A 16587-nucleotide genomic window follows, 5' to 3' on the forward strand; every position below is an offset into this window, starting at 1 on the left:
CCTCCCCCACGCGATTGTCCGACATGCCCTTCCTCGAACTCACCGTGTCCTGCACCGAAGCCGGCCAGCCGCGCTACGAGCGCGCGCTGGAGAGCGTCGGCGCGCTCGCGGTGACCCTGGCCGATGCCCATGCCGACGCGCCCGACGAGCAGGCGATCTTCGAGCCCGGCGTAGGCCAGACCCCGATGTGGGGCGAGTTGGTGCTGACCGCATTGTTCGAGGGCGGCACGCCGGAGGCGCTGCTGCTGCACGCGCTGGCGGCCGCCGACGAAGGCATCGACTGGTCGCAAGCGCAGTTCCGCGAGGTCGCCGACCAAGACTGGGAGCGCGCGTGGATGGACCAGTACGAGCCGCTGAAATTCGGCGAACGCACCTGGATCGTGCCGTGGAACCACGATCTGCCCGACGACGCCGACGCGCCGGAGGCGGCCGTGGTGCGGCTCGATCCGGGACTGGCGTTCGGCTCCGGCACCCATCCGACCACTGCGCTGTGCCTGCAATGGTTCGACACGCTGGCCACCCAAGGCGCACTCGATGACGCATCCGTGCTCGATTTCGGCTGCGGCTCGGGCATCCTCGCGCTGGCCGCGCTCAAGCTCGGCGCCAACCGCGCGATCGGGGTCGACAACGACCCGCAGGCGCTGACCGCCACCGTCGACAACGCCGAACGCAACGAGGTCGGCGACCGGCTCGCGGTGTACCTGCCGCAGGACGAACCGGCGGCGACATATCCGGTGGTGGTCGCCAACATCCTCGCCTCGGCGCTGGTGGCGCTGGCCGACACCCTCGCCGCGCGGGTCGCGCCGGGCGGGCGGATCGCGCTGTCGGGCATCCTCGCCGGACAGGAGGACGAGGTGCTCGCGCGCTACGCGGACATGTTCGAGCAGTTGCAGGTCGAGCAACTGGACGACTGGATCCGGATCAGCGGCGTCCGCCGTCGCTGAGCGCGCGCGGGCAAAGCGCCCGATCCTTGAGCACGGTCACACCCCGGTGCCGGCCGGATCGGCCGATGCCGTGGCTCGGCTAAACTGCGGCGCATGTTCGTGCCCTGCCCGCATTGCGGTTTCCTGGTCGCCCTGATCGTCTCCAAGGGCGGCGCGGTCCAGCATTGCCCGCGCTGCAAGCAGCGGCTGGAAGACGACCTCGATGAAACCGGAACCGTGGCGACGCCGATCGACGCCAGCGAACCGCGACCGGAACCCGCGTCCAAATCGACTGCGGTCGAGCCGCCGATCCAACCGGCTGCCGCGCCCGAGCGCGAGGCGTCGTCCTCCACCGCAGCCGCGGCGCGCGCGCCGCGGCGCCGGCACCGCGCGCCGAGCTTCGTCCGCGCCACCGCACCGGCGCGCCCCCCAACCGGCCCGCGCTGGCCAGGAGGGCTGGCCATCGCCGCCCTGGGGGTGTTGCTGGGCGCACAACTGCTGCTCGCCCAACGGCACGAACTCGCCGCCAGCGAGGACTGGCGCCCGTTGCTCGACGGCGCCTGCACGGTGCTGGGCTGCGAGTTGCCGCCATGGCACGAGCCGACGGCCTACACCATGCTCGCCCGCAACGTGCAGCCCACCGATCGGCCCGGCGTGCTCCAGGTCAGCGCCAGCTTCCGCAACGACGCGCGCTGGCCGCAGCCGTGGCCGGCGTTGTCGCTGAGCCTGTCGGACGTGCGTGGACAGGCGGTCGCGCAGCGCACGTTCGCTCCGGCCGAATACCGCGGCGACGAAGCGACGGCGACCCGCATCGCCCCCGGGCAAAGCGCCAGCGTGCAGTTCGACGTGGTCGAGCCGGCCTCGCCGATCGTCGCGTTCACCTTCGAATTTCGATGAAACCGACCCGCCAAGGTGTCGACGACTGCGCGGTCGCGCTAGACTCGATCCCCCGTTGTCGACCCGCAGCCTGCGAACCACCGGTCGCGCGACGGACGCCTTACGTCTTGGGGAGACGCGCTTGAACGCCGCCGCAGATCGCACCGACTCCAACCGGCCCGGGCCGCGCGTACCGCTGCGCGACCACGTCGCCACCTCGATCCGCCGCTACCTCGGCGACCTCAACGGCAGCGACAACGGCGACCTCTACGAGATCGCCCTGCGCGAACTGGAAATCCCCTTGTTCGCCGAGGTGCTGGAGCATTGCGAAGGCAACCAGAGCCGCGCCGCGGCGATGCTCGGCATCCATCGCGCGACCCTGCGCAAGAAGCTGCGCGAGTACGGGCTGGCCTGAAGCGCGGCCACGGCGACGCCATCGGCGCCGGTATAATTGCGGGCTTTCCTGTTGAACGCCCGCCCATGACCTCCGCATCCTCGCCCGTAAAGATCCGCCGCGCCCTGCTGTCGGTATCCGACAAGACCGGACTGGTCGAACTGGCCCGCGCCCTCGCCGGCCATGGCGTCGAACTGCTGTCGACCGGCGGCACCGCCAAGGCGATCCGCGACGCCGGGCTGGCAGTGAAGGACGTGTCCGAGGCCACCGGCTTCCCGGAGATGATGGACGGCCGGGTCAAGACTTTGCACCCGGTCGTGCACGGCGGCCTGCTCGGCCGCGCCGGCGTCGACGAGGCGGTGATGGCGCAGCACGGCATCGACGCGATCGACCTGCTGGTGCTCAACCTGTACCCGTTCGAGACGGTCTCGGCCAATCCCGACAGCACGATGGACGAGATCATCGAGAACATCGACATCGGCGGCCCGGCGATGTTGCGGTCCGCGGCGAAGAACTACGCCCGGGTCGCGGTCGCGACCGAGCCGGCGCAGTACGACGCGCTGCTGGCCGAGCTGGCGGCGAACGATGGCGCGCTGTCGGCCAAGACCCGTTTCGCGCTGTCGGTCGCCGCGTTCAACCGCGTCGCCTTCTACGACGCCTGCATCAGCAACTACCTGTCGTCGATCAACGACGACGACAGCCGCGCCCTGTTCCCGGCGCAGAACAACGGCAACTTCGTCAAGGTGATGGACCTGCGCTACGGCGAAAACCCGCACCAGGCCGGCGTGTTCTACCGCGACCTGTGGCCGGTGCCCGGCACGCTGGCGACGTTCAGCCAGCTGCAGGGCAAGGAGCTGAGCTTCAACAACCTCGCCGACGCCGACGCGGCGTGGGAATGCGTGCGCCAGTTCGACGCGCCGGCGTGCGTGATCGTCAAGCACGCCAACCCCTGCGGCGTCGCGGTCGGCGCCCGCAACGGCGAGGCCTACGAGGCGGCGTATGCGACCGACCCGACCTCGGCGTTCGGCGGGATCATCGCGTTCAACAAGACGCTCGATGCGGCGACTGCGAAGACCATCCTCGACCGCCAGTTCGTCGAGGTGCTGATCGCGCCCGACTACGATGCCGATGCGCTCGCCTACGCGAAGAAGAAGGCCAACGTCCGCGTGCTGAAGATCCCGCACGGCGACGGCCGCAACAACGTCGATGTCAAGCGCGTCGGCTCGGGACTGCTGATGCAGACCAGCGACAACCGCGAGGTCACGCGCGAAGAGCTGAAGGTGGTCAGCAAGATCGCGCCAACCGACGCGCAGCTCGACGACCTGCTGTTCGCGTGGCGCATCGCCAAGTTCGTGAAGTCCAACGCGATCGTGTATGCGAAGGACGGCCGCAGCATCGGCATCGGTGCGGGTCAGATGAGCCGGGTGGTGTCGGCGAAGATCGCCGGATTGAAGGCCGAGGAAGCCGGGCTGGTGGTGCCGGGTTCGGTCATGGCATCCGACGCGTTCTTCCCGTTCCGCGACGGCATCGACGCCGCCGCGGCCGCCGGCATCAAGGCGGTGATCCAGCCGGGCGGCTCGATGCGCGACAACGAAGTGATCGCCGCCGCCGACGAGCACGGCCTCGCGATGGTGTTCACCGGGGTGCGACACTTCCGTCACTGACGGTTGAAGCTCCGATCACCCGTGCATTCGCGGAAAATGGTTCCCAGGAGCGACGTAAGTCGCGACCTGTACGTGACTTGGCCTACTCGCTCCACGTCGCGTTTAGCAGCAGCAACTGCAGCAGCAACTGCTCGGGATTTGTCGGCTTCGGGATGGGCGACGCCTGCCCGGGTGTTGTCTCCGCCCGCTCCGTCGGGCCATCCATGGCCGAGTCGGGGCCGTGCGCCATCCATGGCGCACTCTCCGCAACACCCACCCAGGACGCCGCTTCGGTGTCCGGGTTTAGCGATGCCGCACGCTTTTGTAGGAGCGACGTAAGTCGCGACCCGCCGAACCCGTGAGGCGATGTACAGGTCGCGACTCACGTCGCCCCTACCCGAAGCCCCCACCCGAAGCCGCAGGGCAAGCACCCACGAAGCCGCAGACATCCAGACAGGAGGTGGACGGCGGGGGAATTGCGCAAAAGCGGGCCATGGATGGCCCGCGGCCCGCCTCAGGGCAGGATTGCCTTGATGAAGGGCTGGAGCAATTCCCCCGCCGGCCGCCTCCTGCGCGACCCTCACCCGAAGCGCGCCGTTGCCGTTGCCGTTGCCGTTGCCGTTGCTGTTGCCGTTGCTGTTGCCGTTGCTGTTGCTGTTGCTGTTGCTGTTGCTGTTGCTGTTGCTGTTGCTGTTGCTGTTGCTGTCGCGATGCTGTTCCCGCTTCCGCCTCCAGACCCGCTACCGCGCACTCGAATCCCGCTCGCGCCAGATCTCATGATCCACCCCATCACCCAGCTCCGGGTAATCGGCGATATGGAACACCGGCGACCGCCCCGCATCCAACTGCCGGTCGTAGTCGCGGGTCAGCTTCACCACCACCCCCGACAACCCCAGCAACGCCGCCAGGTTGAGCGTCGCCATCATCGCCATCGCCGCGTCGGCCGCGCTCCACACCAGCGGCACCTGCGCGTACACACCCCAGACGATCACCCCGAGCGCCGCTACCCGCAGCAGGAACAACCCGACATCGCCGCCGCCCAGGTACAGCAACCCGCTCTCGGCATACGAGTAGTTGCCCAGGATCGTGGTGAACGCGAAGAAGAACAGCGCGATCGCCGCGAACCAGCTGCCCCACTGGCCGAAGAACACCACCAGCGCATTCTGGGTGATCACTACCCCGTCGCCGCCGTCGCCGAGCACCCCCGACAACAGGATCATCAGGCCGGTCGCGGTGCAGATCAGCAAGGTGTCGATGAACACCCCCAGCGATTGCACCAGCCCCTGGCTGGAAGGATGGTGCGGCACCGGCGTCGCCGCCGCGGCGATGTTGGGCGCACTGCCCATGCCGGCCTCGTTCGAATACAGCCCGCGCTTGACCCCGTTGAGCATCGCCGCCGCGAGTCCACCCATAAGCCCACCGGCCGCCGGCTCCAGCCCGAACGCGCTGCGCACCACCAGTGCCAGCACCGCCGGTACCTCGGCGAGGTTGGTCGCCACCACCCATAGCGCCAGGCCGAGGTAGCCGACCGCCATGAAGGGCACCACCCACTCGGCCACCCGCGCCACCGAACGCACGCCGCCGAAGATGATCAGCGCGGTCAGCAGCACCAGTCCGGTGGCGATCTGCGCCTCGCTGAAACCGAACGCGAGATTCAACGACTGCGCCATCGCGTTGGCATGCACGCTGCTGAAGATCAGCCCGTAGGAGAACACCAGGCACACCGAGAACGCCACGCCCAGCCACGGCAACTTGAGTCCGCGCGACATGTAGTAACCCGGCCCGCCGCGATACTGGCCGTCCTCATCGCGAACCTTGTACAGCTGCGCCAGCGCGCTCTCCGCGTACGCGGTGGCCATGCCGAGTGCGGCCACCACCCACATCCAGAACAGCGCGCCCGGACCACCGAGGCTCAATGCGATCGCCACGCCGGCAAGGTTGCCGGTGCCGACCCGCGAGGCGAGCGAGGTGCACAACGCCTGGAACGGCGAAATGCCGGCGGCATCGCCGTTGGTGCCGCGCCCGATCACATGCAGCATGTGGCCGAAGCGGCGCACCTGCACGAACTTCAGCCGTACGGTGAAAAACACCCCGACCGCGATCAGCCCGTAGACCAGCACGTAGTTCCACAGCACCGTGTTGATGAGGCCGATCACCGGCGTCAGCAGCGCCTCGATGCCGTTGAGGACGAACTCCATCGCAATTCCCGTGGTTGTCACCGAAGCGGGCGATCGTAGCAGCCGGTGGGCCGTCGGCTCCGGTAAAATCAGCGAGCCATCGCCCTGTCCCGCTTATGTAGGAGCGGCTTTAGCCGCGATCTGGAGTCGGCGCGATCGACCGACTTTCCGATCGCGGCTAAAGCCGCTCCTACAAAAGCCCCGGGCAGCGGCTCCGCTCCATAAACAGGAATCTCGCAATGAAAGTCCTCGTCATCGGTTCCGGCGGCCGCGAACACGCGCTGGCGTGGAAGCTCGCCCAGTCCCCTCGCGTCACCGGGGTGCTGGTCGCGCCCGGCAACGCCGGCACCGCGCACGAGGACAAGTGCCGCAACGTCGCGATCAAGGCCGACGACCTCGACGGGCTGCTGAAGCTGGCGCAGGACGAGTCGGTCGCGGTCACCGTGGTCGGCCCCGAGGCGCCGCTGGTGGCCGGCGTGGTCGACCGCTTCCGCGCCGCCGGCCAGCGCGTGTTCGGCCCGACCGCCGCGGCCGCGCAGCTCGAAGGCAGCAAGGCCTTCGCCAAGGACTTCCTCGCCCGCCATGGCATCCCGACCGCGTTCTACGCGGTCCATACCGAGGTCGATGCAGCGCTGGGCTACGTCCGCGAGAAAGGCGCACCGATCGTGATCAAGGCCGACGGCCTGGCCGCCGGCAAGGGCGTGATCGTGGCGACGACGCTGGCCGAGGCCGAGGCCGCGGTGCGCGACATGCTCGCCGGCAATGCGTTCGGCGCCGCCGGCGCGCGGGTGGTGATCGAGGAGTTCCTCGACGGCGAGGAGGCCAGCTTCATCTCCATTGTTGATGGGCACACCGCGCTGCCGATGGCGACCAGCCAGGACCACAAGCGCGTCTTTGATGGCGACACCGGCCCCAACACCGGCGGCATGGGCGCCTACTCGCCGGCGCCGGTGGTGACCCCGGAAATCCACGCGCGAGTGATGCGCGAGGTGGTTGAGCCGACCGTGCGCGGGATGGCTGCCGACGGTGTGCCGTTCACCGGGTTCCTGTATGCCGGGTTGATGATCGACAACACCGGCACGCCGAAGGTGATCGAGTTCAACGTGCGCTTCGGCGACCCCGAGACCCAGCCGGTGATGATGCGGCTGCAGTCGGACCTGCTCGACCTCGTCGAGGCGGCGATCGACGCGCGCTTGGTCGATGTCGAGGCGCAATGGGATCCGCGCCCGGCGCTCGGGGTGGTGATGGCGGCCGAAAACTACCCCGGCACCCCGCGCAGCGGCGACCCGATCGGCAGTTGGGACGTGCCCGAGGTCGGCGACAGCAAGGTCTTCCATGCCGGCACCAAACTGGTCGACGGCCAGGTCGTCACCGCCGGCGGCCGCGTGCTGTGCGTATGCGCGCTCGGCGACACCGTGGCCGAGGCGCAGCACCATGCCTACGAAGCCATCGCCGGCATTTCCTGGCATGGCGAGTTCCACCGCCACGACATCGGCTGGCGCGCGATCGAGCGGGAACGCGCGGCGCGAGGATGATCGCAAGCGTCTGCTAGGCTCGCCGCAGACCCCGGGGGCCGCATGTCGACCAACCAGTACGCATTGCTGCGGCAACGCCGCTTCCTGCCGTTCTTCCTGACCCAGTCGCTGGGGGCGTTCAATGACAACGTCTACCGGCAGGCGATCATCGGCCTGCTGTTCTGGCTGGGCGTCAGCGCCGAGCAGAAGACGCTGTATACGAACCTGGCGCCGGCGCTGTTCATCCTGCCGTACTTCCTGTTCTCGGCGCTGGCCGGGCAGATCGCCGAGCGCACCGAGAAGTCGACCCTGATCCGGATCACCACCGCGATGGAGATCGGCATCATGTCGCTCGCGGCGGTCGGCTTCGTCACCACCAACCTGACGGTGCTGCTGGTCGCGCTGTTCCTGACCGGGGTGCAGTCGACGCTGTTCGGGCCGGTCAAGTATTCGATCCTGCCGGCGGTGCTGCAGCCGCGCGAGTTGACCGGCGGCAACGGCCTCGTGGAAATGGGCACGTCGATCTCGATCCTGCTGGGAATGATCCTCGGCGGCTCGATCTTCGCGATGGCCGGCGCCAGCGGTCCGTGGGTGGCGGGCGGCGCGATCATCGCGCTGGCGATCACCGGGCACCTGGTCAGCCGGGCGATCCCGAAGGCCGGCGCCGGCCTGCCCGAACTGAAGGTCAACTGGAACCCGATCCCCGAATCGATCGCGGTGCTGAAGCTGGCGCGCAAGCAGCTGGCGGTGCGCAACGCGATCCTCGGGGTGTCGTGGTTCTGGTTCGTCGGCACCGTGCTGACCGGGCAGCTGCCGACCTACGCCGAGGTGTATCTCGGCGGTTCGGCAACGCTGTACATCCTCGCGCTGGCGCTGTTCTCGGTCGGCACCGGCGCCGGCTCGATGCTGTGCGAGCGGCTGTCGGCGCGCACCGTCGAGATCGGGCTGGTGCCGCTGGGCGCGTTCGGGATGACCGCGTTCCTGCTCGACCTGGCGCTGGCCCGGCCGGACGCGGCGACGGTGGCGGGGCTGGACGTGGCCGGCTTCCTGCAGCAGCCGGGGGCGTGGCGCACGGTGGTCGACCTGCTCGGGATCGGATTGTTCACCGGCTTCTTCGTGGTGCCGCTGTTCGCGCTGATCCAGTCGCGAACGCCGAAGTCGGAGATGTCGCGGGTGTTCGCCGGGCTCAACATCCAGAACTCGGGCTTCATCGTGCTGGCGGCGCTGTCGGCGCTGGCAGTGCAGCGCTGGCTCGGCTGGACGATCCCGCAGGTGTTCCTCGCGCTGGCGGTGGCCAATGCGCTGGTCGCGATCTGGATCTTCACGATCGTGCCCGAATTTTTGATGCGCTTCCTCAGCTGGGTGCTGGTGCGCACGCTGTACCGGCTGCGCGCGCACGGGATCGACCACGTCCCCGACGAGGGCGCGGCGCTGGTGGTGTGCAACCACGTCAGCTACATGGACGCGCTGATCCTCGCCGCGAGCATCCCGCGGCCGGTACGTTTCGTCATGTACTACAAGATCTTCAACGTGCCGGTGATGCGCTGGATCTTCCGCACCGCGAAGGCGATCCCGATCGCGGGCGCGAAGGAGGATCCGGCGTTGATGCAGCGAGCGTTTGACGAGATCGATGCGGCGCTGGCCGATGGCCAGGTCGCGGGGATCTTCCCCGAGGGCAAGTTGACGTCCGACGGCGAGATCGCCGCGTTCAAGTCGGGGGTCGAGAAGATCCTGGCGCGCGCGGCGCAGGCGGGACGGCCGGTGCCGGTGGTGCCGATGGCGCTGCGCGGGATGTGGGCGAGCATGTGGAGCCGGCGCGATGGGCGGCTGGCGCGGATGCGGGTGCCGCGGCGGTTTCGCGCGCATGTCGAGGTGGTGGCCGGGGCGCCGGTGGTGGGGGGCGAGGCTACAGCCGAGGGACTGGAAGCGCAGGTGCGCGCGTTGCGCGGGGATGCGGCGTAAACCGTCTGTTTGGTCAGACGACGCTAGGGCCGGATCATCGTAGGAGCGACGTGAGTCGCGACCCGCCGAACGCGGGAGGCGATGTACAGGTCGCGACTCACGTCGCTCCTACAACGGAGGAGGCCCAATCGAAAGCGAGGCCGACAACGGCGATCCCGTCAGCTGACGAAACCGGCGATCACGAACAGAGCCAGCGCCGCCAGCCAGACCAGCAGGCAGCGCCAGACCAGGCTCATCGCGTCGCGCAGTTCGGGCAGCTCGGGCAGGTCATAGGCAACCCCAACTCCCGCCAGCCCGCTTTCGTCGCCACCGTCGTCGGCCTGCGCCGCGGCGCGCTCGGCGGCTTCCTCGGCCAATTCGCTGCGCACGCTGGCGCGGGCGACGGCACCGAGGAAGCGGGTGTCGAGCCGCATCGAGCTGCCGCCACTGGAACGCCACGCGCCCAGCACGCTGTCGAAGTTGCCGACCAGCGCCAACGCCAGTGTCAGCAGTTGCGCGACCGGCCAATCCAGCGCCGCCAGCAGGGTACGCGCGCCACGTGCGGTGCGGGTCGGCAGGCCGCGCGCGGCGTCTCCACCGGTCGCACGTGCACTCAGCACGGTGAGCCGGTAGCCGATGGCGCCGAACGGACCGAGCAGCAGGAACCAGAACAGCACCCCGAACCAGCGCCGCATCGCGCTGCGGAACACCGCCTCCACGAGGTTGCCGTCGTCGAGCAGCGGGTTGCCATCGACCGACAGGTTGGCGATGGCGTCGCGCCGGCTGGCCGGGTCGGGTGCATCGAGGATCGCGGCGACGTCGCGATCGAGGTCGCGCGGCCCCCAGGCGTAAAACAGCACGGCGATGCCGAACAGCATCTCGGCCAGCCCGATCAGTTGCGCGTCGAGCGCCAGTTGAAACAGGCCGACCACCAGCAACGGCGGCGCCAGTGCCAGCGCGATGCCCCAGGACCCGCGCCAGAAGCTGCCGTCGCCGAACTGGCGGTTGAGCCAGCCGACCCAGTCGCCGTACCAGTCGTACTGGCGCACCGACGCCGCCAGCGACGGTGCCAGGTGGCCAAGCACGAGCGCGACGACGGCGGCGATGAGGGTGACAGACATGGGTCGGGATTCCTCCGGCGCGACTGGCATCGGCCGCGGCTTTCCACGCCGCGTTCCGGCATCGCGCCACGCGCGACACGTTGCGATTCTAGCGCGCGCCGCCGCCGGGTTTGTCGCGATCGGGCACGCCGTGTTCGATCATCGACAACCATTGATCGACCAGCCAACGCGAGATCGACAGCGGTGCCGACAACTGCAGGTCGCCGTCATCGCTGGTGCCCGCGGCGCGAACCTGGTCGGCGTCGAACCAGCGCGCGTCTTCCAGTTCGTCGTCGACGCGTGGCTCGTCGGGCTCGGCCACGGCGATGAAGCCGAGCATCAGCTGCCCCGGAAACGGCCACGGCTGCGAGCCGAGGTAGCGGCAGCCGCGCACGCGAACGCCGGTTTCCTCCAGCACTTCGCGGGCGACGGTCTGCTCCAGGGTCTCGCCCGGTTCGACGAAACCCGCCAGCACCGAATAGCGCCGTGCCGGCCAACTGGCCTGGCGCCCGAGCAGCAGCCGCGTGCCGTCGGTGACGGCCACGATCACCGCCGGGTCGGTGCGCGGGTAGTGTTCGACCCCGCAGCCCTCGCAGCGGCCGAGCCAGCCGCCACGCGAAAACGCGAGGCCGGCGCCGCAGATCCCGCAATGGCGATGACGACTGCGCCAGTGCTGCAGCGCGCGGGCCTGGGCGAACACGCCGGCATCGAACGCCGGCCATTGCGCCGCCGCACTGCGCAGGTCGAGCCTGTTGGGCGCATCCAGCGCGGTCAGGGCGGCGTCGAGCGCGAACCAGGCGGTGTCGTCGGCGGCGAGGCCGAGGAAGATCGAAGCCCCCACGCCGCCCGGGCCTTCGCTGACCTGCTCGCCGGTCGGCACGAACAGCGCGCCATCGGCATCGGCCAACGCGTTGCCGCTTTCGTCGAGCAACAACACCCGCGCGCGCGACCATCGTGCCGCGAGCGCCGCCGGATCGCCGCGCAGGTGGTCGGCACGGTCGAGCGCGCCATGGCAGGCCGGGTCGTCGGGCAGCGGTGAACGCAGGTCGGCACCGGCAAACGCGCCGGCTTCGACGAAGGCGAACGGCGCGTGGGCATCGCTCACGCCGCGGTACTCACGCCGAGAACGAGGAGCCGCAGCCGCAGGTGGTCTTGGCGTTGGGATTGCGGATCACGAACTGCGCGCCATGCAGGCTCTCGGTGTAGTCGACCTCGGCGCCCATCAGGTACTGCAGGCTCAGCGGGTCGACCAACAACGTCACGCCGTCGGTGCGCACCGCGAGGTCGTCCTCGCCCTGCTCTTCGTCGAACTCGAAGCCGTACTGGAAACCCGAGCAGCCGCCGCCCTGGATGTAGACGCGCAGCTTGAGCGCGTCGTTGCCTTCCTCGGCGACCAGTTCGCGAACCTTGGCCGCGGCGGCGGAGGTGAACTGCAGCGGGCGGTCGAGCGACTGGTAGCCCGGTTCGGACGGCAGGCCGGGCAGCGGAGTGATCACGTCGGTCATGCGCTCAGGATGGGGGGCGTGAGGGCGGCATTCAAGCTTAGTCGACCGCCGGCGCGGTCGCCGGCGGCACCGCATCGGTCACCTGGCCCCAGGTGAACGAATGCTCGACCGCCGAACCCGATTTGGGCTGCAGGTGCACGGCCACCCGCACCGGGCTGAATCCTTCGGGCAGGATCACGTCGCCCTCGACTTGCTGGAAGTACTTGAACGAATATTCGACGCCGTCGGCATCTTCCTGCTGGCGCAACGCGTCCCAATCCAGGGTGCGCAACTTGCCATCGTTGCTGCCTTCGATCTCCAGCGTCAGCCGGCCGGCGCTGACCGCGCCGCGGTTGAGGTTCTGGGTCAGGGTCGACTGGAAATGCCAGACGCTGTCGGCCTGCGGCTGCACGCCCTGGGACTGCATGGTCAGGGCGTGCACGCTCAGGCCCCGGCGCTGCGCGGTGGCTCCGACCAGGCGCTCGTAGAAGGCGACGTCGGCGCGCAGGCCGGCGATCTGCTCATCCCTTTCGGCCAGCGTGCCCTGCAGGTCGCGGTTGGCGTCGCGGCTGATCTGGTCGGAGCGGCTCAGGGTGGCCACGCGCTGCTGCAACGCTTCGTGTGCGGCCTGCAGCCGTTCGCGTGCGTCCTCGCTTTCCGCCAGCCGCGCGCGGATATCGGCCGACGCCGGCGAGAACACCCGCCACAGGCCCCACGCGCCGAAGGCGATCGCCAGCGCGAATACCGCCGCAAAGGCGACGCGCCGGTTTCGGGTGGCACTGGCAGTGGTGGCCATCGGTATCGCCCATGGGAAGCGATGGCCAGATTACAGTGCGGCGATGCCCCGGTCAGCGGCCGATCGCGGCGACGTCCACCATCGCTTCAGCTTCCGGCAGCTCGGCCGCGCGGCCGCCGCGGAACTGCGTGACCTCGCCATGCCCGGCCGGCTCCATCGACTCCACATGCAGCAGGCGGCCACTGAGGATCGAGCCGGCCGCCATCTCGACCACCTTGTAGTGGACGTTGCCCTGCACCCGCGCCTTCGAGGCCAGTTCCATCCGTTCGCTGGAGTGGATGTCGCCGTCGACCCGGCCGTTGATCACGACCACCGGTGCGTGGATCTCGCCCTCGATGCTGCCGTTCTGGGCCAGGGTCAGCATTGCCTGCTGGCCGTCCTCGGCGAACACCTTGCCGATCACCCGGCCCTCGATGTGGAGACCGCCACTGAACTGCAGGTCGCCACGGATCACCACCTGCGGGCCGATCAGGGTGTCGATCTGGCCGGCGGGCACGTTGCTGGATTTGTTTTTCAACATCAGGTCTTGTCCCCGTTTTCTGAAGATTGGACCCGGGTCGGCTGGACCCAGGCCACTGCTTGTTCGAGCGACGTGTTCTCGCCGCGCAACGACACCCGTACCTGCTGCGGGACGAAGCCGTCGGGCAGGATCACGCTGCCCTCGAGTTGCTGGAAGTAGCGAAACGAATACGCCTGTGGCGGCGCCGCCTCGCGCTGGTGCAGGCGATCCCAGTCGATCGTGACGAGCTTGCCGTCCTTCACCCCCTCGACCGCAAAACGCAGCTTGCCGGCGCTGACCGCGCCGCGGTTGAGGCTCTGGGTCAGCATCAACTGGTACTGCCAGGTCCCGCCGGCGCCGGCGATGAACTCGGCCGAGTGCACGCTCAGGCCCTTCGGCTTGCGGGTCGCGCCGGCCAGCCGCTCGTAGAACGCAAGGTCGGCCTTGAGCCCGGCGATCTGCTCGTCGCGCGCGGCCAGTTCCTGCTGGACCTCGTGGTTGGCGGCGCGGCTGATCTGGTCGGAACGTTCCAGGGTGGCCTGGCGCTGGCGCAACGCGTCCAGTTCGGCGCGGGCGGCCTGCAGTTCGTCGCGAGCGGATTCCAGCGCCAGGCCCATGCCCGGCAACCGCGGCGCCACGTACCAGCTGGCCGCCATCCAGGCCACGGCCAACGACGCCACCCACGCCAGCACCAGCGCCACCCGCAATGCCGGGTGGCGACCGGGCCGGCGCGGCACGATCACGTAGCTTGGACTGGCGTTCTGGCTCATTGCGCTGGCGGCGGCCCCGGCCGCGCGTCCCCTATACTCGACCCGAAGTCTAGCGAGGTGTTCCGATGTCGGATGCGCACCTGTTCGCAATTGGCGTAGTTCTCGCCTGGCTGGCCGGCGTCCGGGTCTACCTGACCGTGTTCGGGGTCGGCATCGCCGGGTTTTTCGGCTGGCTCGACCTGCCGCAGGCGCTGGAAGTGACCGCCTCGCCCTGGGTGATCGGGGTCTCGGGGGTGCTCGCGGTGGCGGAGTTCTTCGCCGACAAGATCCCCGGGGTCGATTCGGGCTGGGACCTCGCCCACACCCTGCTGCGGGTGCCGGCCGGGGCGTTCCTCGCCGCGGCGACGCTGTCGGCCGATGGTGAACTGGGCTTGGGCACGATGGCCGCCGGCGCCGGGGTGGCGCTGACCAGCCACCTGCTCAAGAGCGGCTCGCGCGCGTTGGTCAACACCTCGCCGGAGCCGATCAGCAACTGGACCGCCTCGATCGGCGAGGACGTCGCCACCGTCGGCGGCCTGGCGCTGGTGTTCAACTACCCCTGGGTGGCGCTGGCGCTGGTGATCGCGATCAGCCTGACGATCGCTTTGGCGATCTGGTGGCTGTGGCGCAAGGTGTTCCGGCGCCGTCCGAAACCCTTGTAGCTCAACCGTCGATCTGGCGCGCCAGGTAATTCTGCTCGCCGATCCGCTCGATCAGGTCGAGCTGGGTCTCGATCCAGTCGATGTGCTCTTCCTCGGAATCGAGGATGTCGGCGAACAACTGGCGGCTGGTGAAATCGCCGACCTTCTCGCAATGGGCAACGCCCTCGCGCAGGGCCGGCAACGCTTCCAGCTCCAGCGCCAGGTCGCAGTTGAGCAGCTCGCGCGGGGTCTCGCCGATGCGCAGCTTGCCCAGCGACTGGAAGTTCGGCAGCCCCTCGAGGAAGAGGATCCGCTCCGACAGTTTGTCGGCGTGCTTCATCTCGTCGATCGACTCGTGGTACTCGTGGTCGGCGAGCTCCTTCAGGCCCCAGTTCTTCAGCATCTTGGCGTGCAGGAAATACTGGTTGATCGCGATGAGTTCGTTGTAGAGCGCCTTGTTGAGCAGCTCGATGACCTTGGCGTCGCCCTTCATGGCCATGCTCCGGTTGCGGGGAATGGCGCCACTCTAGTGCGTTCACAAAAGGCGTGACGGAACGCGAATCGAGTGCATCCGCAGTCGGTTATCAATGGCTTTGGTGTCCGCGGCGAATGCCGGCGGGCGGGGTCAGGCCGCGTGTTGCAGGCGGTGCCGCAGGATCGGCAGGGGCAGCGCCTGCACCGCGCGCGACTGCATCAGCAACTCGCTGGCCATGTCGACGCAGCTGCCGCAGTTGGCGCCGGCGCCGGTGCGCATGGTCAGTTCGGCCATGCTCTTGCAGCCGGCTTCCGCGGCGTGGCGGATGTCGTGGTCGGTGACTCCGTTGCAGATGCAGACGTACATGTGGGGCGGCGGGCTGGCAACCGGACTGGCTGCAGTCGCAATTCAACTACGAATGAGAATGATTGTCAATTCGAAGGTTGGCGCCCACCGCCATCGCCCCGTGCCGGCGACTGGCCCGGTCGCGACCGCGGCCGCTGGCGGTTCCAGCCATGGCCCCGGACCTCCGGCCCGGGCAGCGGAACGGCCTGCGCCCCGACCAGCCGTTGGGCGACCGGCGCCAGGTGCCGCAGGGCGCTGGCATAGACCCCTCGCTTGAACACCACCACGTGCTCCAGCGGATACCAGAAGTCGACCCAGCGCCAGTGGTCGAATTCGGGCTTGTCGGTCAGGTCCAGCCGCAGGTCGGACTCCTGCCCGGTCAGCCGCAGCAGGAACCACACCTGCTTCTGGCCGATGCAGACCAGCCGGTCGTTGCGCCGGATCGCCCGTTGAGGCAGCCGGTAACGCAGCCAGCCGGGGGTCGCGCCGAGCACTTCGACGTGCTCGGGCAACAGCCCGGTCTCCTCGCGCAACTCGCGGAACATCGCCTCGAGCGGCGTCTCGTCGGTGTTCATCCCGCCCTGCGGGAATTGCCAGCCATCACGGCGGATGCGGCGGGCCCAGAACAGGCGGCCGTCGGGATGCATCAGCACAATGCCGACATTGGGTCTGAAACCGTCCGGATCGATCACGATGCGGACTCCTGATTCATTTGACTTGCGTCACTGCCATCGACTCTGCCACGCGGGGGCGTGGACGACAAGCGAACGCCCATGAAAAAACCCGCGCATGGCGGGTCGTCGGATCGCGCAATCGTATGGTGGCTATGGGTGGAGGAGCTACTCTCGGCAGTTCACGGCCATGGCCGCGCGGTTTCGCGCTTCCCGCGATGTGCGGTTGACCGAAGTGTAGCGAAAGACGGTTCATGGGTGTAGCACCCCTTCGGACATCGTAGAGGCCTCCGGCTTGCGGTCTTCTCTGCTCTCTGTTAAGGCTCGTGAAGTTAAGCTATGATCTGATGTATCTGACC

General features: G+C 68.7%; 18 protein-coding genes. 8 read left to right on the top strand and 10 right to left on the bottom strand.

Going from position 1 to position 16587, the window contains the following annotated elements:
* Positions 1-23 precede the first annotated feature (23 nt).
* The 5 genes from prmA to SNE34_RS10335 all read left to right on the top strand — a co-directional run bounded on the left by prmA (position 24) and on the right by SNE34_RS10335 (position 4616).
* Positions 24-944 (top strand): 50S ribosomal protein L11 methyltransferase, encoded by a 921-nt coding sequence (gene prmA / locus SNE34_RS10315; RefSeq protein WP_332616922.1) that lies wholly within the window; start codon positions 24-26, stop codon positions 942-944.
* A gap of 93 nt (positions 945-1037) precedes the next feature.
* Complete coding sequence (locus SNE34_RS10320; protein ID WP_332616923.1) at positions 1038-1820, top strand: DUF3426 domain-containing protein; 783 nt, start codon at positions 1038-1040, stop codon at positions 1818-1820.
* A gap of 121 nt (positions 1821-1941) precedes the next feature.
* Complete coding sequence (fis, locus tag SNE34_RS10325; RefSeq protein ID WP_332616924.1) at positions 1942-2214, top strand: DNA-binding transcriptional regulator Fis; 273 nt, start codon at positions 1942-1944, stop codon at positions 2212-2214.
* A 65-nt stretch (positions 2215-2279) separates the two neighbouring features.
* Positions 2280-3857, top strand: a complete 1578-nt coding sequence (gene purH, locus SNE34_RS10330; RefSeq protein ID WP_332616925.1) for a bifunctional phosphoribosylaminoimidazolecarboxamide formyltransferase/IMP cyclohydrolase — start codon at positions 2280-2282, stop codon at positions 3855-3857.
* A gap of 576 nt (positions 3858-4433) precedes the next feature.
* A complete protein-coding gene (locus tag SNE34_RS10335; RefSeq protein WP_332616926.1) occupies positions 4434-4616 on the top strand; it encodes a hypothetical protein in 183 nt (60 codons plus the stop codon).
* Here SNE34_RS10335 and SNE34_RS10340 read toward each other — a convergent pair.
* Entirely contained in the window at positions 4577-6034 is a 1458-nt protein-coding gene (locus SNE34_RS10340; RefSeq protein WP_332616927.1) for an alanine/glycine:cation symporter family protein, read from the bottom strand. The two genes, SNE34_RS10335 and SNE34_RS10340, sit on opposite strands and share 40 nt — an antisense overlap.
* Before the next feature lie 218 nt (positions 6035-6252).
* On the opposite strand from SNE34_RS10340, the gene purD reads away from it, so the two are divergent.
* Together purD and SNE34_RS10350 are read left to right on the top strand one after the other, a co-directional pair.
* Positions 6253-7548: a phosphoribosylamine--glycine ligase gene (gene purD / locus SNE34_RS10345; protein WP_332616928.1), complete on the top strand. Its 1296-nt coding sequence runs from the start codon at positions 6253-6255 to the stop codon at positions 7546-7548.
* A gap of 42 nt (positions 7549-7590) precedes the next feature.
* On the top strand, positions 7591-9489 hold the full coding sequence (locus tag SNE34_RS10350; RefSeq protein WP_332616929.1) for an MFS transporter: 1899 nt from the start codon (positions 7591-7593) through the stop codon (positions 9487-9489).
* Positions 9490-9647: 158 nt separating this feature from the next.
* Here the strand turns inward: SNE34_RS10350 and ampE are convergent, their stop codons facing one another.
* From ampE to SNE34_RS10380, 6 genes are all read right to left on the bottom strand, one after another.
* A complete protein-coding gene (gene ampE, locus SNE34_RS10355; RefSeq protein ID WP_332616930.1) occupies positions 9648-10589 on the bottom strand; it encodes a regulatory signaling modulator protein AmpE in 942 nt (313 codons plus the stop codon).
* A gap of 88 nt (positions 10590-10677) precedes the next feature.
* Positions 10678-11613, bottom strand: coding sequence for an NAD(+) diphosphatase (nudC, locus tag SNE34_RS10360; protein ID WP_332617307.1), 936 nt, complete (start codon positions 11611-11613; stop codon positions 10678-10680).
* Positions 11614-11683: 70 nt separating this feature from the next.
* Complete coding sequence (erpA, locus tag SNE34_RS10365; RefSeq protein ID WP_332616931.1) at positions 11684-12073, bottom strand: iron-sulfur cluster insertion protein ErpA; 390 nt, start codon at positions 12071-12073, stop codon at positions 11684-11686.
* 37 nt (positions 12074-12110) lie between these two features.
* Positions 12111-12848 (bottom strand): DUF6776 family protein, encoded by a 738-nt coding sequence (locus SNE34_RS10370; protein ID WP_332616933.1) that lies wholly within the window; start codon positions 12846-12848, stop codon positions 12111-12113.
* Between the two features lie 52 nt (positions 12849-12900).
* Positions 12901-13368 (bottom strand): bactofilin family protein, encoded by a 468-nt coding sequence (locus SNE34_RS10375; protein WP_425604507.1) that lies wholly within the window; start codon positions 13366-13368, stop codon positions 12901-12903.
* Positions 13368-14117 carry a DUF6776 family protein gene (locus tag SNE34_RS10380; protein WP_332616935.1) on the bottom strand — a complete coding sequence of 250 codons (750 nt, stop codon included), beginning with the start codon at positions 14115-14117 and terminating at the stop codon, positions 13368-13370. Before SNE34_RS10380 ends, SNE34_RS10375 begins: the two co-directional genes overlap by 1 nt.
* 65 nt (positions 14118-14182) lie before the next feature.
* Between SNE34_RS10380 and SNE34_RS10385 the strand changes: the two genes are divergently transcribed.
* Complete coding sequence (locus SNE34_RS10385; protein ID WP_332616937.1) at positions 14183-14758, top strand: DUF4126 domain-containing protein; 576 nt, start codon at positions 14183-14185, stop codon at positions 14756-14758.
* A gap of 1 nt (position 14759) precedes the next feature.
* Here the strand turns inward: SNE34_RS10385 and bfr are convergent, their stop codons facing one another.
* The 3 genes from bfr to SNE34_RS10400 form a co-directional block, all read right to left on the bottom strand.
* On the bottom strand, positions 14760-15230 hold the full coding sequence (bfr, locus tag SNE34_RS10390; RefSeq protein WP_332616939.1) for a bacterioferritin: 471 nt from the start codon (positions 15228-15230) through the stop codon (positions 14760-14762).
* Positions 15231-15362: 132 nt separating this feature from the next.
* On the bottom strand, positions 15363-15578 hold the full coding sequence (locus SNE34_RS10395) for a (2Fe-2S)-binding protein (RefSeq protein ID WP_332616941.1): 216 nt from the start codon (positions 15576-15578) through the stop codon (positions 15363-15365).
* A gap of 65 nt (positions 15579-15643) precedes the next feature.
* The gene (locus SNE34_RS10400) at positions 15644-16249 is read right to left on the bottom strand and encodes an RNA pyrophosphohydrolase (RefSeq protein WP_425604508.1); all 606 of its coding nucleotides are present in this window, start codon (positions 16247-16249) and stop codon (positions 15644-15646) included.
* Positions 16250-16587: the final 338 nt, after the last annotated feature.

It is taken from the genome of Novilysobacter erysipheiresistens (assembly GCF_036663935.1).
Classification (GTDB): Bacteria; Pseudomonadota; Gammaproteobacteria; order Xanthomonadales; family Xanthomonadaceae; genus Novilysobacter; species Novilysobacter erysipheiresistens.

Bases quoted from the DNA above. Each gene is read 5' to 3' on its own strand.
- SNE34_RS10370 (WP_332616933.1), bottom strand. From the start codon at position 12,848: ATGGCCACCACTGCCAGTGCCACCCGAAACCGGCGCGTCGCCTTTGCG.
- ampE (WP_332616930.1), bottom strand. From the start codon at position 10,589: ATGTCTGTCACCCTCATCGCCGCCGTCGTCGCGCTCGTGCTTGGCCAC.
- bfr (WP_332616939.1), bottom strand. From the start codon at position 15,230: ATGAAGGGCGACGCCAAGGTCATCGAGCTGCTCAACAAGGCGCTCTAC.
- SNE34_RS10375 (WP_425604507.1), bottom strand. From the start codon at position 13,368: ATGTTGAAAAACAAATCCAGCAACGTGCCCGCCGGCCAGATCGACACC.
- purH (WP_332616925.1), top strand. From the start codon at position 2,280: ATGACCTCCGCATCCTCGCCCGTAAAGATCCGCCGCGCCCTGCTGTCG.
- prmA (WP_332616922.1), top strand. From the start codon at position 24: ATGCCCTTCCTCGAACTCACCGTGTCCTGCACCGAAGCCGGCCAGCCG.
- SNE34_RS10395 (WP_332616941.1), bottom strand. From the start codon at position 15,578: ATGTACGTCTGCATCTGCAACGGAGTCACCGACCACGACATCCGCCAC.
- SNE34_RS10340 (WP_332616927.1), bottom strand. From the start codon at position 6,034: ATGGAGTTCGTCCTCAACGGCATCGAGGCGCTGCTGACGCCGGTGATC.
- SNE34_RS10320 (WP_332616923.1), top strand. From the start codon at position 1,038: ATGTTCGTGCCCTGCCCGCATTGCGGTTTCCTGGTCGCCCTGATCGTC.
- purD (WP_332616928.1), top strand. From the start codon at position 6,253: ATGAAAGTCCTCGTCATCGGTTCCGGCGGCCGCGAACACGCGCTGGCG.
- erpA (WP_332616931.1), bottom strand. From the start codon at position 12,073: ATGACCGACGTGATCACTCCGCTGCCCGGCCTGCCGTCCGAACCGGGC.
- SNE34_RS10380 (WP_332616935.1), bottom strand. From the start codon at position 14,117: ATGAGCCAGAACGCCAGTCCAAGCTACGTGATCGTGCCGCGCCGGCCC.
- SNE34_RS10385 (WP_332616937.1), top strand. From the start codon at position 14,183: ATGTCGGATGCGCACCTGTTCGCAATTGGCGTAGTTCTCGCCTGGCTG.
- SNE34_RS10350 (WP_332616929.1), top strand. From the start codon at position 7,591: ATGTCGACCAACCAGTACGCATTGCTGCGGCAACGCCGCTTCCTGCCG.